This is a genomic window from Streptomyces sp. NPDC014623, from assembly GCF_043088245.1.
In the GTDB taxonomy this organism is placed as follows: domain Bacteria; phylum Actinomycetota; class Actinomycetes; order Streptomycetales; family Streptomycetaceae; genus Streptomyces.
On sequence record NZ_JBIBZU010000023.1, the window covers coordinates 33,040 to 56,820 of the forward strand.

Here is a 23,781-nt window from a genome sequence, read left to right on the forward strand (position 1 = left end):
CCGCCACCGTTGGTGGGTGGGTCCGCAGGTGGGCCCCGCAGCGCGGCACTGTGCGCCAGGCGCTGTATGTGTGTGTGCTGGTCATCGTGTTCCTAGTGGTCAACGCGTCGGTCGCGCACGCCGCGACCGGTGGCAACGACTCGGCCGACCTCCTCGCGCCACTGAATATCCGGTCCTCCGAGGGGATCCCAATCGACGGGTACGAGCTGTCCGCGAACGGCGGGTCCATCGTGTCCCTGAAGTCACAGGGCCTGGCGTTCGTCCTGAGCGGCCTGTTCACGATCACCCGGGTGTTCGTCGGCCTGGCCTGCTGGGCGGTCGAGTTCGCGTTCCGCTTCCCCCTGCTGCACATGCTGGCCGGGCCCGCACAGAAGGTGTCGGACGCCTACGAGAGCGCAGTCGTCGACACCCTTGGCCTCAAGGGGCTGCTGCTGTCATGGGCGTTCGTGTTCGGGCTTGTCATGGTAATGCGCGGCAAGGTCGGCAAGGGGCTCGGCGAGATCGTGCTCACGCTGCTGATCGCCGCGTTCGCCGCGTCGGCGTTCGTACGCCCCGACTACCTGCTCGCCCAGCAGGGCCCGCTGGTCGCGACACAGGAAGGAGCCGCGGAGGTCGCGCAGCTGACGGTGAACTCCTACAGCTGGGGCGGGAAGGTCGCCAGTGCGGAGCCGTGCGCGAGCCTGGCGGGCGGGGCTGAGCTCAAGTGCCTCGAGCGCGAGAGGGCAAAGCCGGCCTCGGCGACCGAGGTGGCGCGGCCGATCCAGGAGTCGGTGACCAACGCGCTGGTCGTAAAGCCCTACATGCTGCTGCAGTGGGGCCGGATCCTGGACCCGGCGAAGGCCTCCGACAGGAAGGCCTACGCCATCCACCTGCGGCTCGTCTCCGGCAACTACCTCACCGGCCAGGACGGCAAGAACGACCCCTGCGAGAAGATCGACGGCCCGGCGAAGGAGTTCTGTGAGAGCGACGGGCACAAGCGGGACGCGGTGCTGCCGCCGCTCACCCCGGGCAACGCGCTGCTGGAGACTCCCAGCCCGGTTCTGACCGAGGAGGACCAGCAGTTGGCCGCCGCGCTCACCGACATGGAGAAGGCGGGGCCGGTCGGCAAGGCAGCCGCCGAGTACGCGAAGAAGCCGACGTGGTGGCGGGCCGGCGGCGCGGTGCTGTTGCTGATCGCTGCCCTGCTGATCTGCGCGATGCTGCTGTCTGCGGTCATCGTGCTGCTGGGCACCCAGGCCGCCGACGTCGCGGCCGCCGCCGGGGGTGTCGTGGCCTTCGTCCTGGGCATGCTTCCCGGCCCAGGCCGCCAGGCCGTGTGGAAGTGGCTGGCCGTCTTCGCGATCAGCATGCTGTCCACCTTCGGGATCTGCATGTTCATCCCGTTCTTCGGGATCGCCGTGGACGCGATTCTCACCAACGGCCCGGACCTGATGATCGAACGGATCCTGCTCCTGGACGTCATGGCCCTGGTCGGACTGGCCTTCCACCGCCGGCTCCTGACCGGTATCACCTCCTTCGGAAACCGCATGGCCATGCGCATGCGGTACGCGAAGGTCGGCGGCTCTCATCTGCCCGGCGACTCTTCCGAGATCGGTGCCGCGCTCGCCATGAACCTGGGCGGACAGGCAGGCGCAGGCCTCGGCATGGGCCTGCTGGGCCGCCCGAGCGCTGCCGGCCACATGCTCGGGATGCGCCACGGGCTACTGAACGGCGTGGCCGCGATGGCCGACGGCGCGGGCCAGCCCATCGACGGCAGCCGGCTGCTCGGTGAAGCGGCCGCCGAAGGCAGCCGCGGAATGGCCCCGATGATGCTCGGCCTGGCCGGAGGCCGCCTCGCGCTGCGCGGCGCCTACGCATCCCTGATCGGCCGCCGCCCCCAGGAAGAGGACGAGTCCGTGAAGCTGTTGCGGCTCATCGCCAAGGGCAAGGGCCCGGGACCGGGTGGCACAGGCGAATCGGGTGTCGCGGACCCGTCCGGCGGACCCGGCGGATCAGGCGGGCCGGGGGGTGCTGGGGCGATGGTCGTCAACAAGAAGACGGGCGAGATCCTGCACGACCCGACCTCCGACCGGCCGCTCGTCGGCCCACGCATCCACGAACGTGCCATGCGGTTCCGTGGATACCGGATCGCCAGCCGCACCGCGCGGGTGGGGTACGGGGCGACGCTCGGCGCGCCCCGGAACGTCAAGGCTGGGGCCCGGGCAGCTACCGCGGTCACCCGTGATGCCCAGACACAGCTGCGGGTCGCTGCGAACCAGGTCCGTGAGGACACAGGTGAGTGGGCTTCGGCTGGCCGGGCCACCGCCGCGGGCATCGACCACGTCTCGCAGAAAGCCGCCGCCATGTGGCAGGCCCACGACCCCACCGCGCCGGTACGCACCGCGGCGCGCAACGCCGCCGCCACAGCGATCATCGCCACCGCCCCGACGACGACCTCGTCGGTGCCGCCGGGCACGGGTGCAGGCGACACTTCAGCGGCACGGCAGGAGGACGCGGCTGTCGACGCGCGCCGCCGGGTTTTCGACGCCCTCATGCGCGCACAGCGCACCGGGTGGGAGAACGAACCCTCGTGGGGCCGTGATCCGGAGTGAATGCCTGGAAGAAGGCGAGTCTCCTCGGTGTGCTGCTGCTGGTGTGTGTGGTGAGTTGCGTCGCCCCGATGAACTCGATGATCTCCGCCGCCACCACGATGAGCGAGGATCAGGGCGAGGACATCGGAGGATCGGCGCCGGGGATCCCGGAGCGGATGCTCGCCGCGTACAAGAACGCGGTCGTCGGCGTGAAGGACGTCGCGCCCCGGTGTCGGGGCATGCGGTGGCAGATCCTCGCCGGGATCGCACGCATCGAGTCCAACCACGCCGGCGGGCACAGCATCAGCGCGGCCGGAGACATCAGCCCGCACATCCTGGGCCCGGCACTGAACGGATCCGGGGTCGGGGGAAACACCAGCGTCTTCCCCGACACCGACCGCGGCGCATGGGACGGCGACCCGGTCTACGAGCGGGCGGTGGGCCCCTTCCAGTTCCTGCCCCAGACGTTCCGCGGGTACGGCGAGGACGCCAACGGTGACGGAGTCATCGACCCGCACAACGCGGACGATGCCGCACTGGCGGCAGCCTCCTACCTCTGCGGGGAGGGCCGGAACCTCAAGGACGAAGCCCAGCTGAAGAGGGCGATCTTCGTCTACAACCACTCCGACGCCTACGTCGCCGACGTACTGAGCTGGATCCACCGCTACGACGAAGCCTCCGCCGGAGCAGGTGACATCGGCCAGGTCACCGGCACCGCCCGCACCGTCCTGTCCGCCGCCCTCGCCCAGAAGGGCATCGCGTACTCCTGGGGCGGCGGCAACGCCAAGGGACCCTCCCGCGGAGTGTGCTGCTCACCCGGCGGCCAGGACGGGCGCACCGTCATCGGCTTCGACTGCTCCGGGCTGACCCTGTACGCGTTCGCACGGGCCGGTGTGAGGCTGCCGCGCACGGCCGCCGAGCAGGCGGGTGTCGGCAGGCGGATCCCCGCCTCCGCCGGCGTGAGCGCGCTCAAGCCGGGCGACCTCGTCTTCTACGGCTACATCCCCACCCGCAACAGCACCATCCACCACGTCGGGATCTACCTCGGAAACGGCCAGATGATCAACGCCCCAAAGCCCGGCACCAGGGTCCGTGTCGACTCCGTGAGCTCCATGGCCGACTACGCCGGAGGAGCCCGAATCCTGTGACTCACCCACCCGCCCCGCAAGGCAGCCGCACACTGCTGGCCGTCGCCTGCACGCTTGCCGCGACCGGCTGCGCTCTGGTCCTGTACGCCATGCCCGCGCACCACGAAGCCGGTGCGCCCCGCACGACTCCGTCCCCCGCATCGGCGACCCGCCCCGCAGCACTCCCCAGCGCTGATGCAACATTGCCGATCACCGCCGAACCGTCTACCACCCCCCGCGCAGTCGAGGCAGCGCCTGCAGCGACCCCATCAGTACCGGCCGCGCGGGCCCTGCCGGAGCCGGGAGCGGGCCCCCGCGCCGACCCTCTCGTCCAGGACGCCCTGGAACAAGCGCTCCCCTCCGACCTCGCACCGGCCGACGAGGCGCAGCTGACCGCCTTGGGACGCGCGGTGTGGATGGCCGAGCTCACCGGCGCGGGCCGGACCAAATGGCCCGACTACTTCCCGGACTCGCCCTCGGCCGCCGCGTACTCCCGGGTTCGTATCCAGGCGCTGATCGCCCGTCGCGACGACAGCAATCAGGCCGGCGCCGTGGTGCACCTCGTCTGGGCGGGAGCCGACCCAGCCGGCACCTTCATGGACGGACGCACCGCGACCCTCCGATTCACCCGGCAAGCCGGGGCTTGGACGCCCGTGCGGTGACCTCCGGACGAAGCGAGAGCCCGCGCCTCCGCAGTAAGCCAGCGGATGCGCAGCCGTGGTGAGTTTGCGCGACGGCTCCCCTGTTCTTGTTGCCGGGGACGTCTGCTCCCCGAGTGCTGCATCCCGTGACATGCGCCGTGACCAGCGATGGTGAGTGGCCAACGGGCCGCCTAGCACTCACCACGAGGGCTGTTCCTCAACCGTGATTTCAACCGGGTGGCCGTGGTGAGCAAATCGGTGAGTGGTGCCGGGTTCCTTGGAGACAACACCGGATCACCTCCCCTCAGGAGTACCTCATGCCCCTACACCACGCGTTTGCTACGAGCCCCGCCAGAACGATCAGGCGGGACAGGCCCGCGGGCTCTCTCTCGTCCGAGGGAGCCTGATGGCTCTCCACAGCGTCACCGTGGCTTCCGCTCCCAGCGCGGCATGGGACGTCATGACGTCTCTGGGTTCTCTGGCTTGGTCGTGGGCGAACTGGATCTACGCGAACGCGTGGTTGCTGGGTCTGATCGGCACAGTGCTGGCATGCGGTTGGACGGTGCTGGAGCGCCGGTTGTCGGCTGCGGCGCTGGAGCGGCGGACCTTTGTGGAGTTGGTGCCGTCGCGTCAGTTCGAGGCGACTGCCGAGGAGATCAGCCGGTTCGGTGCGCAGCTGATCCGAGCGGCCGGTGCGGGCCCGTGGTGGGCTCCGAGGTCGGCGCGCGCGGTACGGGTGCGGTTGCGGGCCGATGGCGGCAAGCCGCTGACGTACCTGGTCGAGGCCCCGGCGTCGGCCCGGCATCTGCTGTTGCAGACCCCGTATGCGCGGGTGCGTTCGGAGCCGGTCCGGCCACCGCGGGCCAAGCGGAAGCGCAAGGAGCCGGACCACACGGTGCGGGCGGTGTTCGCGCTGCACGGGGCTCCGGGGGCTCGGTTGCGGGAGGTTCCGTTGGAGCCGGATCCGTTGCAGCCGCTGATCGACGCGGTCGCTGACCTTCGGGTGGATCTGGGTGATCTGGCGGAGGTGTGCCTTGACCTGTCGCCGGCGTCGAAGTGGCGGCTGCGGGCCAGGCGCTGGCAGGTCGTCGACGCTGCTCGGCAGCACGCGCGGCGTGAGTCGCGTCGCGAGGCGCGGTGGATGACGCAGGACGCCGCGACGATGGAGGACGCCCTGGCCTGGCAGGTCACGAAGCTGACCATGCCCCAGGAGCAGCGTTCGGGGTCGGGGCGGAGTCTGCTGATGGCGCCGCGGCCGCCGCGGCTGGATCGGGACAAGGCGCTGGGGAAGCTGGCCGAGGATGCCGGGCTGGTGCGGGTGCAGTTGTTGGTGCGGTGTTCCTCGAACGTGGTGGGCCGGGCGGAGCGTCGGCTTCGGCACATCGAGGCGGCGCTGGACGTGTATGCGGCGCGGACGCGGTTGTCGTCGGCCGGCTGGTCGGTGGGCCCGGTGCGGGTGGGTCCGGACCGGTGGCCGTGGCGGGAGCGGTTCGATGAGCGGTGGGCGAGCGGGCTGATGCGGCCGGGGCGTAATTCGTGGGCGCGGGTGGAGGAGCTCGCCGGGTTCCTGAAGCCGCCGACGGTGCACGCCCGGTTGCCGCTGCTGGCCACGGACATTCCCACGTTCGATCCGCAGGAGCTCCAGCAGGGGCTGGTGCCGCAGGGCTGGTACCGGGGTCCGGACGGGCGCGAGCGGCTGGTGGCGACCCGTGAGGACGACACCCTGTTCGAGGTGCAGGTCGGCAAAGCCGGATGGGGTAAGACCATGCGCGCCTTGTGCCAGGCCGTCGCTTCCGCCCATGGCGGGCGGGGGCTGGGCTTCGTCGATCCGCACAGTGACTCGTGGACGACGGTCGCCCCCTACCTCGCTCACCCGGAGATCATGAGCCGGGTCTGGCTGTTCGACCTGACAGTGCGGCGGGGCCAGGACAAGCTGGCGTGCTGGAACCCGCTGGACATGAGGGGCGGGCGTGCCGCTCATGAGGTGACGGCCGCCCTGGTCGACGCGTTCGCGACCAGTCTGGGGTGGGGAGACGCGAACGCACCCCGGGCCATCACGATCCTGACCAAGGCCATCGAGGCCTTGGTCGCGGTGAACACGAAGGCTGTCGCGCACGACGCACCGCACTGCCAGGCCACCGTCTTCCAGATCCGCTCGCTGCTGACCGATCCCGGCTTCCGCCATCTCGTGGTCGGCGGACTCGATGCGGAAGCGGCCGCGTGGTGGACGACGTCGTTCATCGAGATCCCCAAGGACGCCCTGCCAACGGTTCTCAACCCGCTGGACCGTCTCGCTTCCTCCCCGGTCATCAAGGCGTTCCTTGGGCAGCCGGTCGGCAGCTACGACATCCGCCGGGCGATGGACGACTCGCATGTGGTGTGGATCTGTCCGGCCGGGACCGGGCCGACCGACCGGCTGCTGGTGTCGCTGCTGGTGCGGGACATGCTGCGTGCCGGCCTGTCCAGGCGTGATTTGCCCGAGGGCCGCCGGGCAGCGTTCCGGCTGTATCTGGACGAGCTGATCTCCCTGGACGGCTCGGCGTCCACATCTTTGGCGGAGATCACCGAGCAGCTGCGCAAGTTCGGGGTGCGGATGCACGGCATGACCCAGCTCCTGCACCGGCTCAGCGGCGACGTGCGGACCGCGCTGCTGCAGAACGCCTCGTGCCTGTCCACGACCGCCGGATCGGTCGAAGCGGTCCGCCACATCACCAACGAATGGGGCGACCAGGTCAGCCCCGAGGACGCGGCCGAGCTCGATCGCTACAGGCACTGGGCATCCTTCACCGTCGCCGGCAAACGCGTCGGGCCGCTCCTCATCCGCGGTCCGGAACTCGGTGAAGTCTTCGGATCGCTCGCCAAGCGCGACAAGGTCCGCGCCCTTACGCGCGCCGCACATACCAACACCGGCGCCCAGCCACTCGCCACCCTCGCCGCGTCCGCCGCGGCCCATGAGCAGACCGTCCACGGCTTTCTCGCTCAGCCGGGCCCGGAGACCGCCTGCTCAGACACCACTACTGGAAAGCGGTATCGATGAACACTCGCCCCAAGTCGGCCGAGACCAGCACCAGCACCAGCACGAAGAGCACTAGCTCAGGTTCACGACGCGTCCCCGAGGACACGACCGCGCACCGGGTGATGGCCCTGCTCGCGCAGCACCGTGTCATCTCGACTCCGCAGCTGAACCAGATGGTGTCTCCTCAGGCCGACCGGCGGAGGATGTCAGTTGTCCTGAGCGGGCTGACAGCGGACAAGCTGATTTCGTTTGCGGTCCTCCCCCGTTCCTGGAAGACGCGGCTGTGGTTCCTCACCCCGCGCGGCGCCCAGGTGGCGACGCTGTGGCCCGAACTGCGGGGGCGCAGCGTGGTGCCTCCCGGCAATGCCACCGAGGCGAATTTACGAGCTCCGCACACTCTGGCCGGGATCCGCGCGCACATGACGTTCCTCGAGGAGGCTCGGTCGAGGGGGGATGAGTACGGAGCGTTGGACTGGGTGCCGGAGATTGCTCACCGGCTGCCGGACACCGGTGGTGAGGACCGGCTGATCGCGGACGCGGTGATGCACTACACGGCGTCCTCCCCGCGGCGGCTGCAGTACCGGTCGTTCGTGGAGATCGACCGGGCCACGATGAGTTCGGAGCGCCTGGCGAGCAAGCTCATCTCCTATGCCCGGTTCCACGACTACACCCCGCAGCCGGTCGGGCGCCGGGGGCTGGTCGGGGACCAGGCGGCGATGCTGGCCTGGCAGCGGTTCTACCCGCGCTTCCCCCGGATCCTGTTCATCCTCACCGGTGCCTCCGCCCGGACGCTGCAGCAGCGCACCGAGGACCTGCGGGCCATGGCCACCGAGCATCCGCTTGTCGCCACGCTGGCCGCCAAGGTTCCGCTCGGTGCGGCCGTACTCGAGGACCTGGAGGAACACGGGCCGTCAGCGCCGGTGTGGACGCCGCTGTCGGGGCCGGCCGAGCGCCGCTCGTGGATGGACCTCTGATGGCGGCGAAGCCAACGCGGCAATTCGGCGGCAGCATCGTTCGGGGGCCGATGGCCGCCGACGCCTTCCAGGCCCACTTCACCCAGATCCACAACGCTCTCTTCCGGGACCGGCGGCTGTCTTTCAAGGCCAAGGGCATCTTCGGGCTGATCAGCACCCACCGGGACGGCTTCGGAGTGAGCCAGGCCGCTATCGCCAGCTTCTCCACCGACGGGATCGCGGCCGTTGGCTCCGGGCTGAAGGAGCTAATCGACTTCGGGTACCTCCAGCGCGAGCGGAAGCGCAACGAACTCGGGCAGCTCGGCGAAGCCGAGTACTTCATCACCGACATGCCCGACGGCCTGACCTTCTCCTTCGACCCCGGCTTCGACCCCCTCGGCCAGAACCCCGGCGGGGTGGAGAGAAACCGCAGGTCGGAGCCAAGATGCGAAAACCGCACACAGGCCCACAGCACGGAAACCCGCAGGTCAGAACCTAAACGCGATTTCCCTAAACAGGGTGAGCCAACATTGGAAAATCGCCTACATAAGAAGACCACTACTTCTAAGAAGACCAAGGAGAAGAAGGATGCGGCTGCGCCGCGTAGCGGTGGGGACGTCCGTAGGACTTCAACCTCAGGTAGTAGCGCGCGTGAGCCCGCAGGCGGCTACGCCGCGTCCGGCAAGACGCTCCTCCACCCCGATTCGGCCGAGTCGGGCAGCGGCCGGCAAGCGTCGGCACGAAAGGTGCGACACTCCGCGGCTGAGCTGGCCACGGTGCGGGCGGTGCGACGCTACTTTCCGGTTGAGTTGCTGGTGAATCTGCCGGAGCTCCCTCAGGTGTCCACGGCGATCCTGTCGGCCATGCGCATCGACGGGCGGACCGTGGAGCAGCTCGGTGCGCGGATCCAGTACCGGTGGATTCACCACGGCTTCGCCGCGAAGGATGCTGCCGGGCAGCTGAGCAACCCTGTAGGTGCGGCAATCGCCATGGTGCGGCCTCTGCGCAGGGGTGACCGGTTCGCGTGTGCGGACGCGCGGTGCGAGAACGGCCGCGACGTTCTCACCGGCGACGAATGCCGTCTGTGTGAGGTCCGTATCGCTGACCGGCGGGCGACCAGGGCGCCCAACAAGGGGCGTGCCGGGACAACGGGCCGCGACGCCCGGTCCCAGCTCTCAGGGAACGCTGGAGGGCGCACGGGCCCTATGAAGGACTGCGAGGAGCCCTCGTGCCGGCAGCCGATCCCCGCAGCGTACGGCCCACTGTGCCCCAGCTGCGTGGCCGACGCCCAGGAAGCTCAAGAGGCGGCCAGCAGTGCGTCAGCCCTGTGGAAGGCCGAAGCGGACACCCGCTCAAGTGGTGCCGTGGACGAGGGAGACGTGCTGACCGTCCGGCTGCGTGCGCTGATCGCTCGCCAGTGGGGCACGCCTGAAGAGCGCGCGGCGTACGGGGATGGCGCCGAGTGGTGAGAGGGGTGGGGAGTTGCAGCTGTCCCGGGCGTCAGAACGAGACCGGGCGGACGGTTCCTCGCGGGCGGTCTCAGCAGCTGCCGGATGTGCGCCCGGAGGGGTTGCCGATGAATCGACTAAGTGACCGGATACCGGCTGGTCAACACTGGTGCGGGGAAAGGCAGATGGAACAGGCGTACAAATTTCCATGCACCGAGGGCCGGATTGCCCAGATAGTCGGTGACCCGTGTCGGTTTTCAACGCCCCTAACAGGATGGGTTGTTGAGACAACTTTGCGTAAGGTATCGATTTAGACCGTCAAGTTGGTTTCGGGGGCGATCTCCTGCCACCGAGAGTGCAGCGCAGGTCGTACCGCTTGTAGGCATATGCATGGGAGACGCAGTGACGCGGACAGGACGGCAGGACCGCTCAAATCTTCGCAAGCGAAACCGCCACAGGTCAGCGGCCATGGTCCTGACCGCATGCGCGCTGACAAGCGCGGTCGGATGCAGCTCCGATACCGGGGTAGACGAGAAGCCCGAGAAGGCGACCCCTTCCACCGCCGCAGGTAAGCCCTCGCCCTCCGCCGACCCGACGCAAGCCGCCGAGACGGCAGCCGTGGACGCCTACGCGGGGTACTGGCGAACGCTGGAGACGCTGTACGCGGACAGCAGCAGCAACACGGACCAGCTCAAGAAGGTGGCCTCCGGGCTGGCGCTGGTGAACGTCGAGCGCGACGTGAAGCAGCTCCACGACAAGGGCAACCTGATCACTGGCAACGTCTCGGTGGTCGACTCCACGGTCACGGCCTCCGACATCGACCGGAAGGCTCCCAAGGTCGTCCTGACCAGTTGCCTGGACATCACGAAGTGGACGGTCGTGAAGGCCTCCACGAAGAAGCCGCTGCCTCTGCCGTCCACGCGCCTGACGAAGTATCTCGTCACCTCCACCCTTGAGCGGTGGCCCCAGGGCTGGGTCGTCATCGAGGACAAGCCGCAGGGGAAGGCATGCTGACCGCGCAGAGATCACTCCTCACCGCGGGCGCGGCGCTCCTGCTGACCGGGTATGGGTTGTCCGGGCAGGCCTTCGCGGACGGGCACGGAGGAGTCGCAGGTTGCGGGCTGTACACCTGTGTCGAGGCGGAGACTCCCGAGACGCCTGGCAGTACTGGCGGCGGGTCGCAGGCCGCCCCTCAGGGAGGCTCCGGCGATACATCGAGCGAAGCCCCGAGCACGATCCCGATCCCCGGCCGGGACTGCACCATCCGCAAACTCGATCCGCAGCCCGACGCCAGCAGCGAACTGTGGGAGGGGCACAAGCCCGGGGACGGGGCCATCTACGTCTCTCCCTGCGCCGAAGTTAACGTCGGAGGGGCCACCGACTCCACCATGGGACGCGTCTTCTGGGCCCAGGACCAGCCGGAGGCCGTCGATCCGGCAATCCTGGCGCGACGTGCCGTCGACAAGATGCTGCTGCGCGGTCCGGAGATCGGAATCGCTCCGAAGCCGGGGGGCACAGGCGTGATCGGTATGCCGGTCTACATGTGGACGGCCGTCGGCCCCGAGACGTTCGGACCGAACACGGCGAGTGCGACGGCCGGTGCTGTCACGGTGACCGCGGTGGCGAAGGTCAGCAAGATCGTCTGGTCCATGGGGGACGGCAAGAGCGTCGTGTGCACGACTGCCGGTACGCCGTACAAGAAGTCCTTCGGCGCTCAGCCGTCGCCGGACTGCGGGCACCGCTACACGCGTCCTTCCTCGACGCAGGCGTCGGGGAAGTACCACGTCACCGCGACGTCCACATGGACGATCGACTGGACCGGCGGGGGTACGACCGGCCAGCTCGCCGAGGTCCGCGACAGCGACGTGGACATCTCCGTCGCGGAGGTCCAGGTCGTCAACTAGCGCCGCTTCCCGGCCGAGCCTGGTCATGCCCGCCTCGGCTTCCTCGTCATCCCATGAGTACCTGCGTGTCCCAGGAGGCAGCAGATCGTGAGTAAGAGCACCACTATCCCCGCGCCCGGCCCGGGCACGCAGGAGTCGGCCCAGGGCCGCCCCGCGCCGGTTGCCGCGCCGCGTATCGTCAAGCAGCGTCGGCGCCGGCCAGGGCTCATCGCCCTGTCTGTCGCTCTGATCGCGGTGGGCGGCCTGTCCGGAGCCGTTCTGTACTCCGCGTCCGGCCAGCGCACCCCGGTCCTGGTCGTGGCCCGGGACGTTTCGGTGGGCACCAAGCTGACGAAAGCGGATCTCGCTGAGGCGTCCGTCGCGCTGGACCCTGCGGTGAAGTCGGTGAAGGCATCCCGGGCCGCCGGGCTCGTGGGTCAAAGGGCGGCGGTCGATCTGCGGGCCGGTTCTCTGCTGACTCCGTCCCAAGTGACGGACAAATCTCTGATCGGCCCCGGTCAGCAACTGGTCGGTGTGAGCTTGAAGCCGTCCCAGCTGCCCGCCACTCGCCTGTCGCCGGGACAGAAGGTTCTCGTCGTCAGCACTCCGAATGCTGACGCGGTGGCCACCGCCGAGGAGAACGGCCTCGACGCAAAGCCGAAGACGGTGGCCGCTTCGGTGGTAGCGGTCGGCGCCCCGGCCACGGGGACGGGCAACGTCGTCGTGGATGTCGCGGTGCCGGTGAAGGACGGAGCAGCCCTGGCCGCTCGCGTCGCGACGGGCAATGTCGCGGTGATCGTCGATGCCCGGGGCGGCAGCTGATGGCTGTCATCGCGCTGGCCGGCGGACTCGGGGCGCCGGGGGTGACCACGGCAGCGATGGCGCTGCTGTTGACGTGGCCACTGGAGACCGGGCATCGGGTGGTGCTCGCCGAATGCGACCCGGACGGTGGTGCGATCCTGCCTGGTGCTCTGCAGGGCACCCTCAGCAATACGCACGGCCTGCGGAATCTGGCCTTGGCCGGACGCCAGAACCAGCTGGGTGAGGCGTTCTGGCGCCAGCTGGTGGATGTCACCGACGCCGGGACCCGAGACCGTCTGGTGCTGCCCGGTCTCTACGATCCTGCGCACGCGTCGTCCATGGGGCCGGTGTGGGATCAACTGGCGCGCCTGTTCGCAGGAGTCGAGGAGCACCATCACGACGTGCTCGTCGACCTGGGCCGCCGCGGAGCGTTCGGTCCCTCCGGCGTCCTGGCGCAGCGCGCCGACGTGGTGCTGATGGTCGCTCAGAACACGCTGCGGAGCTTGCAGAGCGCCGAGGTCCGGCTCACAACGCTGCGGGAGCAGGTCGGCAATGCCCCGGAGATCGGGCTGCTGCTGGTGGACCGTGGTCCTTTCCCCAAGGAAGAGGTCCAAAAGCATCTGAGGACCGAGGTGGTCGCGACCCTGCCGTGGCGGCCGGCCGAGGCCGCTGTGCTGTCCGACGGGGCGGAGCAGCCGCGGAAGTTCGCCACGAGCGAGCTCATGCGCGCAGCCCGCACCGCGACGGAGAAGGCACAGCGGTTGGTCGCGGTGCGCCGGGCCCGGCTGGGCCCTCCTGGACAGAGGGCGGTGGCCGGTGCGCGCTAAGCCGATCTACCACAACCCCCAGGTCACGCCGTTCGATGAGCGGATCGCTGCGCAGAGTCAGCCGCGCTCTCACCCGGCGCACGGTCAGGCCCGGACACCGGCACAGAAGACAGTCGAAGGTGGGGCGGCTCCTGGTCTGCGGGTTGCTGTCGACTACGAAGCGGTGCGGCTGATCAAGAAGGAGGTCGGCGAGCGGCTCACCGCTCTTCTGCGTGCCGAGCCGGGCATGCCCCAGGCGGCGCAGGAGCAGCGTGGTCGGGCGCTGATCAATGAGCAGGTCGCGATCTGGTCGGATGCCGAGGCGGTGAAGCGTGGTCTGGCGACGACGCCGGCTGAGGATGCGGCGATCTCGCAGGCGGTTTTTGATCTGCAGTTTCGGGCCGGTCGGCTCCAGGCGCATCTGGACAACGAGCGGGTAGAGAGCATCCTGATCAACGGCTACCGGGAGGTGTGGCTGGACTTCACCGATGGGCGCCGCGTCCAGGTCGCCCCGGTCGCCGACTCGGACGAGGAGCTGCGTGAGCTGCTGCGGGATCTCGCCCGGCGTACGACCGGCCAGAGCGAGCGCAGCCTGTCCACCGCTGACCCGTTCCTCGCCCTGCGTCTGGCCGACGGGTCCCGGCTGCAGGCCATCATCGACGTCACCCCGGGCACCTACGTCGCGATCCGCCGGCACAGCATGCGGCACGCGAACCTTGAGGACCTGGTGCGGTTCGGGATGCTGGACACCACGCTGGAGCAGTTCCTGAGGGCGTGCGTGCGCGCGGAGAAGAACGTGATGATCGTCGGCGGTCAGGCCGCGGGTAAGACAACGCTGCTGCGCGCCCTGCTCAAGGAGATCGACCCGGACGAGCGGTTCGCCACGCTGGAGACCGAGTTCGAGCTCTTCGCCCACGAGAACGGCTTCCACCGCCAGGTCGTGCCGATGGAGGCTCGCCAGTCCAACGGCGAGCGGGTCGACGGCCACAACGCGGGCGAGATCTCGCTCATGGACCTCATGTACCGGGCGCTGCGGATGTCGCTGGCCAGGATTGTCGTCGGGGAGGTCCGCGGTCCGGAGATCGTGGCGATGCTGCAGGCGATGACGAACGGTCAGGGCGGCAATCTCTGCACCCTGCACGCCATTCATCCCAGCGTGGTCTTCGACCGGATTGCCGAACTGTACCTGCTGGCTCAGGCGAACATGTCCGAGCAGCTGGCGTACCGCCAGGCGGCGAACGGGCTGCACTTCATTGTGTTCGTGAACTCGATCGACGAGACGAAGATCGCGGGGCACCGCCACCGGTTCCTGTCCCACGTGGTCGAGGTGACGGGGATCGGTGAGGGCGGTCGACCCGACACCAATACGATCTTCGGGCCGCGCCCGGAGTGGGACGAGCCCCGAGCCGTGCCGTTGATGCACCCCAGGTGCATCAACGATCTGCGCCGCGTCGGGTTCGACGCGGACCTGCTGAATGCGCCCCGCGGCACCTGGCCCACGGTCCTGCCGCTCAAGGTCCGAGAGGTGTCCTGATGGGTGCACTGCTGCTGTGGGTGCTGGCCGGTCTCGCCCTGACCGGCGGCATTGTTGGCCTGGTCGCCGGAGTCGTAGGCACCACCCAGCCGAAGGGCCTGTCGGTGGCGTCCCGGCTGCGGGCGCGGACCGGGTACGCCGACCAGGATGCCCAAGCACGCCGCCGCAACCTCCTCGTCCTGGGTCTGGTTGTGGGTGCGGTGCTGTGGCTGGTGACCGGGGTGTTCGTGCTGGGTGTGCTGGTCGTGCTAGCGGCGGTGGGTGTGCCGTGGCTGCTGGCGCCGACCAAGGGCGCCGTGGGACGGATCGCGAAGCTGGAGGCCTTGGGCGACTGGACGCAGCGCCTGAGCAACGTGCTGCGGCTCGGCCGCGGCCTGGACGAGGCGCTGAAGCTGTCTCGCAAGGGTGCGCCGGAGGCGATCGAGGAAGAAGTCGGGGACCTCGTCGACCGGCTCCAGGTCGGATGGCGCTCCACGGACGCACTGCGCCAGTTCGGTGACGCCCTGGACGACGTGACCGGCGACAAGGTGGTGGCCGCTCTGATCCTGTCGGCCGCCGACCGCGGCCCAGGACTCGCCCAGGCCCTGGACGACCTGGCCGAGTCCGTGCATGAGGAAGTCGCGAAGCGGCGGGCGATCGAGTCGGACCGGGCCAAGCCCCGCACCACCGTGCGGTGGATGACCATCATCACCCTCGGTGTGATCGGCGTCGGCATGCTCGTGCCCAGTTACACCGCCCCCTACGGCACGGTTCTGGGGCAGCTGGTCCTCGCCCTGCTGGTGGCCGGCTTCATCGCGGTCCTGGCGTGGATGCGGTCGCTGGCCGACACCAAGCCCGTCCCTCGCTTCCTGATCGCCGATCCGCACAGTCGAGTCACCGTGGCGCCGCCTCCCTCGTCCGGCGAGGTTCCTGTCCTCGAGGAGGCTCTGTGATTCCCGTCGGCGCAGTCCTTGCCGGCTGCACGGTTGGTGCCGGTGTGGCCCTGCTCATCAAGGAACTCGCCCGTCCCGCACCCGCTCTCGGGCCCGCGCTGCAGCGGCTGAACCATCCCGCACCGCCGCGGCCGGAACTGACCAGCGCGGACCGGGATGAGCGATGGGGTGCCTGGCTGCTGGAGCATCTTGGCCGGGTGCCGGGCGTGCGGGTGCCCTACCGGAATCTGGCGCTGGTAGGACAGAGCCCGAGCAGGTTCATGCTGACCAAGGTGGCGCTGGGCGCGGGAGGTCTACTGATCCCGCCGCTGGGCACCCTGCCGTTCCTGCTGCTGGGCATGCCGTTCTACCTCCCGGTCGGCGTCGGGCTGCTGTTCGGCGCGATCCTTTGGTTCGCACCCGACCTCGCCTTGCGCGACCAGGCACGCCGGGCCCGGGAAGAGTTCGCGCACGCCATGGCCGCCTACCTGGATCTCGTCGCGCTGCGCCGGGCGGGTAACACCAGTGCCGAGCAGGCCATGGAGCAGGCCGCGCAGGTGGGCAAGGGGTGGGCGTTCGTCCGGATCCAGGAGGCTCTGGCCCGCTCCAGGGTCGACAAGGTGCCTCACTGGGAGTCGCTGGAGCGGCTGACTCAAGAGCTAGACCTTCCAGTGCTGGACGACCTCGCCGCGATCATGCGGCAGTCCTCGGACGACGGGGCGTCCGTCTACGCGACGTTGCGCTCCCGGTCGAAGAACCTGCGTACCGAGCTGCTGTCCGACCAGGCCACCGAGGCCAACGCCGACAGCGAGAAGATGACCGCGCCCGGAGCCCTGCTCGCGGTGCTGGTCATGCTCCTCATCGCTTTTCCCGCGGTCATTCGCATCCTCAACACCTGAATCGAAGGAGACATCGTCATGCGCAAGCTCACCGTCAGAATGTCCGGTGCCGGTCAGTGGCTCCGTGGCCGTATCGAGCGGGGCCGGGCCCAGGGCGAGGACCGGGGTGACATCAGCATCACCACCGTCATCATCTGGGTCGCTGCGGTCGCCGGCGCTCTGCTCATCGCGGGCACAATCGCCGTGGTGGTCTCGAAGTACAACGGCATGCTCACCGGTATCTGATCGCGCGTGAACACGACAGCGGCAGTGATACAGCGCTGGGCGGCCGCCGCCCGCACCCGGGCGCGGACGGACCGGGGCGAGTCCTCAGTCCAGATGGCGATCGTGTTCCCGTTCGTCATCCTGCTCACGATCACCGCGGTGCAGGTGGGGATGCAGTACTACGCACGAAACATCGCGCTGACCGCCGCCAGGGAAGGCGTCTCTGCCGGACGGGTCTATCAGGCTTCCCCCGTCGAGGGGGCGGCTAGGGCCCGGGAGACACTCGGCCGGATCGCCGGGGACAGCCTGCGCGACGCCGGCGTCAGCACAGCAGGGAGCAGCGGGGAGACGATGAAGGTCACCGTGACCGGCCGGGCCGTATCCCTCGTTCCAGGGATCCCCGGTCTGCTGATCTCGCAGTCGGCGACCGGGGCCCGTGAACGCTGGACCACACCATGAGCGGCCGGGGTAGTGCCAGTGTCCAGTCGTGGTTCCGGCTGCGGGCGGGCACGTTGCGCGGTGATCGGGGTAGTGAGGCGATCCAGGCGGCGATCGTGACGCCGCTGCTGATCGCGTTCGTGTGTATGGGGGTCGCGGCGGGGCGTCTGGTGACGTCGGGCAGCAAGATCGACGCTGCTGCGGAGGACGCTGCCCGAGCGGCATCCATCGAGCGCACCTACGGCGACGCCACCGCGGCCGCGTCCTCTGCCGCGGCTCGCTCGCTCGATGACCAGGGGATCAAGTGCGCGTCGAAGAGCGTGTCCGTGGACGCCTCCGGGCTGAACGTACCGATCGGGCAGGTCGGCTACACCACCATCACCGTGCACTGCACCGTGACGTTCTCCGATCTGCTGCTGCCCGGCGCCCCGGGATCCAAGACGCTCTCCAGCACTTTCAGTTCCGTGGTCGACGCCTATCGCTCCCGGGAGGACTGAGATGCCGAGAAGACTCCTCGCCCCGTCGAGCCGTCGCGTTGCGCTCTCGAGCCGGCTGCGGCGCGACGACGGCGGAGTCGTCGTGTACGTCGCGGTCTGTGTGGTCGCGCTGCTCGGCATCATCGGGCTGGTGCTGGACGGCGGGGGCAAGCTCCGCGCCACCGAGCGGGCGGATGCTGTCGCGTTCGAAGCCGCCCGGGCCGGCGGCCAGGCCATCGACCCTGCTGCGGCCACCAGCGGTGACGCGATCCGTGTCGACCCGCAGGCCGCGGCGGCTGCCGCCTACGCCTACCTCGGCCGTGCCGGCGTCAGCGGCAAGGTGAGCTTCACCGAGAACAACACGAAGGTCGTCGTCACGGTGACCGACTCCTACGAGACCCGTTTTCTACCCGTGGTCGGTGTCGGCTCCATGGCGGTGTCCGGGCACGGGTCCGCGACGCTCCTGCATCAAGCCGACTGACACCTGTACGACCCCACAAGAAGGGCGCCTTTTATGTCAGAGTCTCCCACCAGCCTGACCCGCCGCCCGGCCAGACCGGCCCGCCGCAAGGGGGCTGGACTTCTGGCCGTGGTGCGGGCCCTGATCAGTCTGGCAGTGCTGGTGGCACTGCTGGCCGGTCTGCCTCTGCTCCTGTGGTGGACGACCGGCGTGGTCGCCCCTGCCGGAATCGACGCGCTCGGCAGCCTGCTGTCGACACAGGACTCCGGACAGGTCTTCCTCCTGGTCCTCGCCGCGGCGGGCTGGGTGGGGTGGGCCATGTTCGCCCTGTCCGTCCTCGTCGAGATCCCCGCTCAGCTGCGCGGTCACACCGCCCCGCAGTTGAAGATGCTGGTCGGCCAGCGCGCCGCCGCAGCCCTGGTCGGTGCCGTCCTGCTGGCCCTGCCGACCGGCACCGCGCTCGCTGCCTCCGCCAGTCCCGCGACCGCATCCCCCACAGTCGCAGCCACGGCGACACCGAGCCCGTCCAGCACCACGGCCGGGCAGCACGCGGTGGACCAGAGCGATGCGGACGCGCGCCAGCAGGTCACGCACACCGTGGTCAACGCCAAGCCCGCCGAGAGCCTGTGGTCGATCGCCCAGGACCGGCTCGGTAACGGCAACCGGTGGGAAGAGATCGCCACCCTCAACGACGGCCGCACCATGGCCGACGGCCGGAGCTTCCGTGCGGACGCACCGATCCACCCCGGGTGGGTCCTCCACCTGCCTGACGATGCCCGCCCCGCCTCACCCGCGGCCGGGCCGCCTGCCGAGGCCGACGCCTCGGCCGGGCTCCAGGCACAGAGCGCCGGCAAGGAAGCCGCCGGAGTCCAGGAGGAGACCGGAGGCCAGGAGTACGTGGTGGCGGCGGGCGACAGCCTCTCGACGATCGCCACGGCCGAGCTCGGCGACGAGTCGAAGTACCCGCAGATCTACGAACTGAACAAGGGCGAAGAACAGCCTGACGGCGGAGACTTCACCGACCCGGATCAAATCTTCCCCGGACAGAGCCTGACCCTCCCCTCCCCCACCGCCGCACCGCAGGACCCTGACGCAGAAGCGGGAGAGCAGCAGAGTCCGAACACGCCCGCTCCGCAAACTCCCGACAGGCCGGAGAAGCCGGACGAGGCCCAGCAGCCGGACAACGACGAGGCACCGGGTGGCGACAGGGCAGCTGAACCGTCGGCCCCTGCCCCGAGTATCGCGGCGCCGGAGCCCACGACCGCTCCCGCCCCGGGCGGTTCCGTCTCCCGGCCGAGCGCCGGGCCGTCCGAGGAGAGCACGCCGCCGGCCCAGAGCAGCACGTCGGGTTCCGTGCCGCCGCAGGCTGGGCCGTCGGCGGCCGCGGATGCGGAGAAGGTCGAGGCTGCGGACGACTCCTTGCAGCAAGTGGCGTTGGTCGCGGGGATCGGTGCCTTGCTGGCCGCCTCCCTCGCCGGGGCGCTCGTGGTGAAGCGGATCCTGCAGCAGCGACGTCGCAGGGCGGGCGAGAGGATCGCGATCGACTCCGATCCGTCGTTGCTGGAGCAGATCTTTCACACCAGTGGGGAGCCCGCCAGCGGCGCGCTGCTCGACCTCGCGCTGCGGACTCTGGCCGGCCCGGCCGGTGCCGACACCCAGCTGCCCCTCGTACGCGGAGCCCGCATCACCGGGCGGACCGTACATCTGCTGGTCGAGGACAAGTCGGTGACACCCTTGGCACCGTTCACAGCCGGTGAGGAGCCGGGCGTGTGGGTGCTGGATCCGAAGGCCGTACTGCTGGACGAGGAAACCGCCGCCCAGATCCCCGCCCCCTACCCGGGGCTCGTGACGCTGGGAGCCACCGAGGACGGCGACCTGCTCCTGGTCAACCTGCTGAACCGAGTACTGCTCCTGGACGGGGAGCCGGACGACATCCTGGCCGTCACCCGGGCTCTGGCACTGGAAGCCGGAACGTGCGGCTGGAGCGATCACCCCGAGATCATGACCGTCGGGCTCGGCAGCCGGCTGGCCACCCTGCTGCCCAAGGGCCGGGTGCGGACCATGCCGAAGCTGCAGTCGGTCGTGGCTGATCTGGGCAGTCTGCTCGTCGAAGTACACCAGCAGGACGAGATGGCGCCCAGCCCGCTTCCGTGGATCCTAATCTGCGCCAGGGATGCCGACGGCGACCAGGTCTGGCAGCTCGCCGACGCGGTCTCCGCAGCACGCAAGCTCCCCATCGCCGTCGTGCTGCCCGCCAACGACGCCACCCGCCAGGCCTTCCCCGACGCCGAGACGATCCCGACCACACCAGACACCCCCGTCACATTTCCTGACCTCGCCGGCACGCCCCTCGTGTTGCAGCGGCTCACCGACCAGCAGTACCGCGAGTTCATCCACGCCCTGGAAGTGACCGAAGAACCCGCCCTCCCCGCCACCGGGGCCTGGAAACTCACCGAAGACCACACCCACGCCGCGGGCGACCCCCTGACCGGCCCCCACACCTTCTTTCTGGACGAGGGTGGCACCGACCCCGGCAACCCGTTCCCCGCGCTCCTCGCCTCAGCCAGCAGCGACGAGAGCGGCGACGCCGTGGAGGCCTCCGCCGAAGCCGGGTCGCAGGATGGCCCGGGCGAAGACGGGAGCCGGGTGGTGCCGGAGCAGACAGCCCGGCCGGACGGCGATCACACCGACGACCTGGCGGCGCCGGAGATTCGCGTGCTGGGCACGCTGCAGGTCAGCGGCATCAGCAGCTCCGGTCACGGCCCCAAGGTCGGGGCACTCGCCGCGCTGATCTACCTGCGCCCCGGCCGCAGCGCCGAAGCCCTGTGTACGGCGATGGACCCGGTTAACCCGTGGTCGACGCGCACCCTGCAGTCCCGCCTCTCCGAGATCCGCTCCCGCTTCGGTACCGCCGCCGACGGACAGCCGTACCTGCCCCGCCCGAAGAACGGCTACGAGTTCCGCACCGGGATCCGCTGCGACTGGGACCACTTCCAAGAGCTCGCCGCCCGTGGCCTGACCGCCGGCCCCGACACCGGAATCCGCGACCTGGAAAACGCGCTCGGCCTGGTCCGCGGCAAGCCCTTCGAGGGCCAGGACTACCCGTGGGCCGACTCCATCCAGCACGAGATCATCTCCCGCCTGGTCGACATCGCGCACACCCTCGCCGCCTGGCTCTCCGAAGGCGACAACCCCGACATGGACGCCGCACGACACGCGGTCCTGCGCGGCCTGGACGTCGACGAAACGTCCGAGGTCCTCTACCGCGACTGGATGCGCATCGAGTGGGCCACCGGCAACACCGCAGGAATCCGCAAGGCCATCGCCCGCCTCCAGCAGATCACCCACACCTACGACATCTCCCTCGAACCTCTCACCGAACAGGTCATCGACCTCGTCCTGTCCAAGGAGCCGGAACACGCAGCGGCAGGGTGACAGCGCGACGCTGATACCGGTGCCAAGCTGACCCCACATGGTTCCGCAGCCCCGAGACGCAGGGGGAGGGTTCAATGATCGGCGGATCCGATGATCATTGAACACTCCCCCTCTTCGATGCTCCGCGACGGAACCTTCTACGAACCTCAACCCGCCAGGTCAGGCTGAATTGCTGAGAGCCCGCCGTGCTTCAGTCCACAGCCGCTCGAACTCCTCCGCGGAGATCCCGGCCGCCCGGGGCTGGTCCTGCCAGCCGTTCATGGGGCCTTCGACGAGAACGCCGAACTGCCGTTCATAGCGGATCATCGCCGCGAGATCGTCTCGCTCACGCAAGTGCAGGACCTCTTCCAGAGACGCCGCCGTCACTGGCCTCGAGTCCTGCCCTCGGACCTCGACCTGTCGGGCTGCCCAGCCTTCGTCATCCGCCTCGAAGTAGAGCCACAGATCTTCGTCCTCGTAGTAGGTCCGGAACCAGATCGTCATGCCGCAATCCTGGCCCACGACCTTGACCAAAGAGATAGGGGCACCCCCCTGCATGTAGACGTGGCGGCCCGGGGTCATCCCCGCATGCGCGGGGAGCAGGCGTCCGGGTCGGCGTCGTAGAGGAGGTGACGGGGGCCATCCCCGCATGCGCGGGGAGCAGGGCGGAGGCGGGTTGCAGGGCGTTCCCGAAGAGGGACCATCCCCGCATGCGCGGGGAGCAGTCGTTGTCGGGGCGGGCGATCGCCACGCTGCCGGGACCACCCCCGCATGCGCGGGGAGCAGTGTGCCGACCCGGCGTTCGACCCTGAGAGCTGGGGACCATCCCCGCATGCGCGGGGAGCAGCGCACCAGGATGAGGAGCCCGTACGTGCCTAGGGGACCATCCCCGCATGCGCGGGGAGCAGCCGCCGGTCTTGAGCCGCATCTCCACGGGGATGGGACCATCCCCGCATGCGCGGGGAGCAGGACGGCACGACAGAACTCGTACCCCTGGGCACGGGACCATCCCCGCATGCGCGGGGAGCAGTGGTCACCGGGGCTCAGTCGGGTGTTCGGGTTGGGACCATCCCCGCATGCGCGGGGAGCAGCGCTGTCCTCGCTGGGCTCGTCGATCGCAAGCGGGACCATCCCCGCATGCGCGGGGAGCAGGACACGTACGACGCGATCCTCCAGGAAGCCCGGGGACCATCCCCGCATGCGCGGGGAGCAGCGCTCCGCGGACGAGCTGCGCAACGCCGCGAAGGGACCATCCCCGCAGGCGCGGGGAGCAGCGGCCTCCCGGGCGAGCAACTCGAGAACGTCGGGGACCATCCCCGCAGGCGCGGGGAGCAGATGACCGTCAGGGATTTACCGCCAGTCGCCGAGGGACCATCCCCGCAGGCGCGGGGAGCAGACCTCGTTCTGGCTCCGCAGAAAGAGGTGTCGGGGACCATCCCCGCAGGCGCGGGGAGCAGTCCTTCGTCCGGGGTGCGCTCGGTGTCGGCCAGGGACCATCCCCGCAGGCGCGGGGAGCAGTTGTTGAGCCCCGTGCGGTCGACGATGTCGCGGGGACCATCCCCGCAGGCGCGGGGAGCAGTCCACACCCCCGTCCCGCTTCACCGTGACGTCGGGACCATCCCCGCAGGCGCGGGGAGCAGTTTGTAATCGTGCCTGAAACCGAGGGGGACCCGGGACCATCCCCGCAGGCGCGGGGAGCAGCGGCCTCCCGGGCGAGCAACTCCAGCACGTCCGGGACCATCCCCGCAGGCGCGGGGAGCAGTCCCAGTCGTCGTCGACGATCTCTTCCATGCCGGGACCATCCCCGCAGGCGCGGGGAGCAGGTACCGAGCACCGCAGCCCGGACCGGCTCGTCGGGACCATCCCCGCAGGCGCGGGGAGCAGTTCTCCACAGCTTCCACCTAGGCCCTCGACCAGGGACCATCCCCGCAGGCGCGGGGAGCAGCTGCTCGAGCTTCCGTCGGATCAGCCGGTCGAGGGACCATCCCCGCAGGCGCGGGGAGCAGTTGGTGTTCTCGTCGATGCGGGCGAGGCCGACGGGACCATCCCCGCAGGCGCGGGGAGCAGCGTGCGCACGCACTGCACGTGATCCCGGCCGGGGGACCATCCCCGCAGGCGCGGGGAGCAGCAGAAGACAATGCCGCCTAGGGTTGGAGAAGTGGGGCCATCCCCGCAGGCGCGGGGAGCAGCGGACGCCCCG

19 protein-coding genes and 1 CRISPR repeat array (1 of these 20 only partly in view) are annotated in these 23,781 nt (G+C 69.6%); of the genes, 18 read left to right on the forward strand and 1 reads right to left on the reverse strand.

Annotated features, from left to right (window positions below; translation table 11 throughout):
• Nucleotides 1-50: 50 nt before the first annotated feature.
• The 18 genes from ACF1FZ_RS29335 (at nucleotide 51) to ACF1FZ_RS29420 (ending at nucleotide 21,602) form a co-directional block, all read left to right on the forward strand.
• On the forward strand, nucleotides 51-2,591 hold the full coding sequence (locus ACF1FZ_RS29335; protein WP_391776419.1) for a hypothetical protein: 2,541 nt from the start codon (nucleotides 51-53) through the stop codon (nucleotides 2,589-2,591).
• A complete protein-coding gene (locus ACF1FZ_RS29340; RefSeq protein WP_391776420.1) occupies nucleotides 2,588-3,718 on the forward strand; it encodes an NlpC/P60 family protein in 1,131 nt (376 codons plus the stop codon). Before ACF1FZ_RS29335 ends, ACF1FZ_RS29340 begins: the two co-directional genes overlap by 4 nt.
• The gene (locus tag ACF1FZ_RS29345; protein WP_391776421.1) at nucleotides 3,715-4,359 is read left to right on the forward strand and encodes a hypothetical protein; all 645 of its coding nucleotides are present in this window, start codon (nucleotides 3,715-3,717) and stop codon (nucleotides 4,357-4,359) included. The genes ACF1FZ_RS29340 and ACF1FZ_RS29345 overlap by 4 nt, the downstream gene beginning before the upstream one ends.
• Before the next feature lie 385 nt (nucleotides 4,360-4,744).
• Complete coding sequence (locus ACF1FZ_RS29350; RefSeq protein WP_391776422.1) at nucleotides 4,745-7,375, forward strand: ATP/GTP-binding protein; 2,631 nt, start codon at nucleotides 4,745-4,747, stop codon at nucleotides 7,373-7,375.
• The gene (locus ACF1FZ_RS29355) at nucleotides 7,372-8,328 is read left to right on the forward strand and encodes a replication-relaxation family protein (protein ID WP_391776423.1); all 957 of its coding nucleotides are present in this window, start codon (nucleotides 7,372-7,374) and stop codon (nucleotides 8,326-8,328) included. The genes ACF1FZ_RS29350 and ACF1FZ_RS29355 overlap by 4 nt, the downstream gene beginning before the upstream one ends.
• A complete protein-coding gene (locus ACF1FZ_RS29360; protein WP_391776424.1) occupies nucleotides 8,328-9,776 on the forward strand; it encodes a hypothetical protein in 1,449 nt (482 codons plus the stop codon). Before ACF1FZ_RS29355 ends, ACF1FZ_RS29360 begins: the two co-directional genes overlap by 1 nt.
• Nucleotides 9,777-10,223: 447 nt before the next feature.
• Entirely contained in the window at nucleotides 10,224-10,769 is a 546-nt protein-coding gene (locus ACF1FZ_RS29365; protein ID WP_391776425.1) for a hypothetical protein, read from the forward strand.
• On the forward strand, nucleotides 10,763-11,659 hold the full coding sequence (locus ACF1FZ_RS29370; protein WP_391776426.1) for an ATP/GTP-binding protein: 897 nt from the start codon (nucleotides 10,763-10,765) through the stop codon (nucleotides 11,657-11,659). The genes ACF1FZ_RS29365 and ACF1FZ_RS29370 overlap by 7 nt, the downstream gene beginning before the upstream one ends.
• An 87-nt stretch (nucleotides 11,660-11,746) precedes the next feature.
• Complete coding sequence (locus tag ACF1FZ_RS29375; protein WP_391776427.1) at nucleotides 11,747-12,460, forward strand: SAF domain-containing protein; 714 nt, start codon at nucleotides 11,747-11,749, stop codon at nucleotides 12,458-12,460.
• A complete protein-coding gene (locus tag ACF1FZ_RS29380) occupies nucleotides 12,460-13,266 on the forward strand; it encodes a hypothetical protein (RefSeq protein WP_391776428.1) in 807 nt (268 codons plus the stop codon). Before ACF1FZ_RS29375 ends, ACF1FZ_RS29380 begins: the two co-directional genes overlap by 1 nt.
• Nucleotides 13,256-14,779 carry a CpaF family protein gene (locus tag ACF1FZ_RS29385; protein ID WP_391776429.1) on the forward strand — a complete coding sequence of 508 codons (1,524 nt, stop codon included), beginning with the start codon at nucleotides 13,256-13,258 and terminating at the stop codon, nucleotides 14,777-14,779. The genes ACF1FZ_RS29380 and ACF1FZ_RS29385 overlap by 11 nt, the downstream gene beginning before the upstream one ends.
• Nucleotides 14,779-15,711 (forward strand): type II secretion system F family protein, encoded by a 933-nt coding sequence (locus ACF1FZ_RS29390; protein ID WP_391776430.1) that lies wholly within the window; start codon nucleotides 14,779-14,781, stop codon nucleotides 15,709-15,711. The genes ACF1FZ_RS29385 and ACF1FZ_RS29390 overlap by 1 nt, the downstream gene beginning before the upstream one ends.
• The gene (locus ACF1FZ_RS29395) at nucleotides 15,708-16,589 is read left to right on the forward strand and encodes a type II secretion system F family protein (protein WP_391776431.1); all 882 of its coding nucleotides are present in this window, start codon (nucleotides 15,708-15,710) and stop codon (nucleotides 16,587-16,589) included. Before ACF1FZ_RS29390 ends, ACF1FZ_RS29395 begins: the two co-directional genes overlap by 4 nt.
• 18 nt (nucleotides 16,590-16,607) lie before the next feature.
• Nucleotides 16,608-16,814 (forward strand): hypothetical protein, encoded by a 207-nt coding sequence (locus ACF1FZ_RS29400; protein WP_391776432.1) that lies wholly within the window; start codon nucleotides 16,608-16,610, stop codon nucleotides 16,812-16,814.
• A 6-nt stretch (nucleotides 16,815-16,820) separates the two neighbouring features.
• Nucleotides 16,821-17,252 carry a TadE family protein gene (locus ACF1FZ_RS29405; RefSeq protein ID WP_391776433.1) on the forward strand — a complete coding sequence of 144 codons (432 nt, stop codon included), beginning with the start codon at nucleotides 16,821-16,823 and terminating at the stop codon, nucleotides 17,250-17,252.
• Nucleotides 17,249-17,728 (forward strand): TadE/TadG family type IV pilus assembly protein, encoded by a 480-nt coding sequence (locus ACF1FZ_RS29410; protein ID WP_391776434.1) that lies wholly within the window; start codon nucleotides 17,249-17,251, stop codon nucleotides 17,726-17,728. Before ACF1FZ_RS29405 ends, ACF1FZ_RS29410 begins: the two co-directional genes overlap by 4 nt.
• Nucleotide 17,729: 1 nt before the next feature.
• Entirely contained in the window at nucleotides 17,730-18,188 is a 459-nt protein-coding gene (locus tag ACF1FZ_RS29415) for a pilus assembly protein TadG-related protein (protein ID WP_391776435.1), read from the forward strand.
• Nucleotides 18,189-18,221: 33 nt separating this feature from the next.
• The gene (locus ACF1FZ_RS29420; RefSeq protein ID WP_391776436.1) at nucleotides 18,222-21,602 is read left to right on the forward strand and encodes a LysM peptidoglycan-binding domain-containing protein; all 3,381 of its coding nucleotides are present in this window, start codon (nucleotides 18,222-18,224) and stop codon (nucleotides 21,600-21,602) included.
• Nucleotides 21,603-21,761: 159 nt separating this feature from the next.
• On the opposite strand, the gene ACF1FZ_RS29425 is transcribed toward ACF1FZ_RS29420, so the two are convergent.
• Complete coding sequence (locus ACF1FZ_RS29425; RefSeq protein ID WP_391776437.1) at nucleotides 21,762-22,085, reverse strand: hypothetical protein; 324 nt, start codon at nucleotides 22,083-22,085, stop codon at nucleotides 21,762-21,764.
• 75 nt (nucleotides 22,086-22,160) lie between these two features.
• Nucleotides 22,161-23,781: direct repeats of the CRISPR family, unit length 24 nt; unit sequence CATCCCCGCAGGCGCGGGGAGCAG; it runs 1,880 nt beyond the window's last position.

What these genes read in the sequence shown, in the direction of transcription:
- ACF1FZ_RS29425 (WP_391776437.1), bottom strand. Translation starts at nt 22,085, where the DNA reads ATGACGATCTGGTTCCGGACCTACTACGAGGACGAAGATCTGTGGCTC.
- ACF1FZ_RS29420 (WP_391776436.1), top strand. Translation starts at nt 18,222, where the DNA reads ATGTCAGAGTCTCCCACCAGCCTGACCCGCCGCCCGGCCAGACCGGCC.
- ACF1FZ_RS29400 (WP_391776432.1), top strand. Translation starts at nt 16,608, where the DNA reads ATGCGCAAGCTCACCGTCAGAATGTCCGGTGCCGGTCAGTGGCTCCGT.
- ACF1FZ_RS29365 (WP_391776425.1), top strand. Translation starts at nt 10,224, where the DNA reads ATGGTCCTGACCGCATGCGCGCTGACAAGCGCGGTCGGATGCAGCTCC.
- ACF1FZ_RS29390 (WP_391776430.1), top strand. Translation starts at nt 14,779, where the DNA reads ATGGGTGCACTGCTGCTGTGGGTGCTGGCCGGTCTCGCCCTGACCGGC.
- ACF1FZ_RS29410 (WP_391776434.1), top strand. Translation starts at nt 17,249, where the DNA reads ATGAGCGGCCGGGGTAGTGCCAGTGTCCAGTCGTGGTTCCGGCTGCGG.
- ACF1FZ_RS29360 (WP_391776424.1), top strand. Translation starts at nt 8,328, where the DNA reads ATGGCGGCGAAGCCAACGCGGCAATTCGGCGGCAGCATCGTTCGGGGG.
- ACF1FZ_RS29415 (WP_391776435.1), top strand. Translation starts at nt 17,730, where the DNA reads ATGCCGAGAAGACTCCTCGCCCCGTCGAGCCGTCGCGTTGCGCTCTCG.
- ACF1FZ_RS29370 (WP_391776426.1), top strand. Translation starts at nt 10,763, where the DNA reads ATGCTGACCGCGCAGAGATCACTCCTCACCGCGGGCGCGGCGCTCCTG.
- ACF1FZ_RS29380 (WP_391776428.1), top strand. Translation starts at nt 12,460, where the DNA reads ATGGCTGTCATCGCGCTGGCCGGCGGACTCGGGGCGCCGGGGGTGACC.
- ACF1FZ_RS29355 (WP_391776423.1), top strand. Translation starts at nt 7,372, where the DNA reads ATGAACACTCGCCCCAAGTCGGCCGAGACCAGCACCAGCACCAGCACG.
- ACF1FZ_RS29350 (WP_391776422.1), top strand. Translation starts at nt 4,745, where the DNA reads ATGGCTCTCCACAGCGTCACCGTGGCTTCCGCTCCCAGCGCGGCATGG.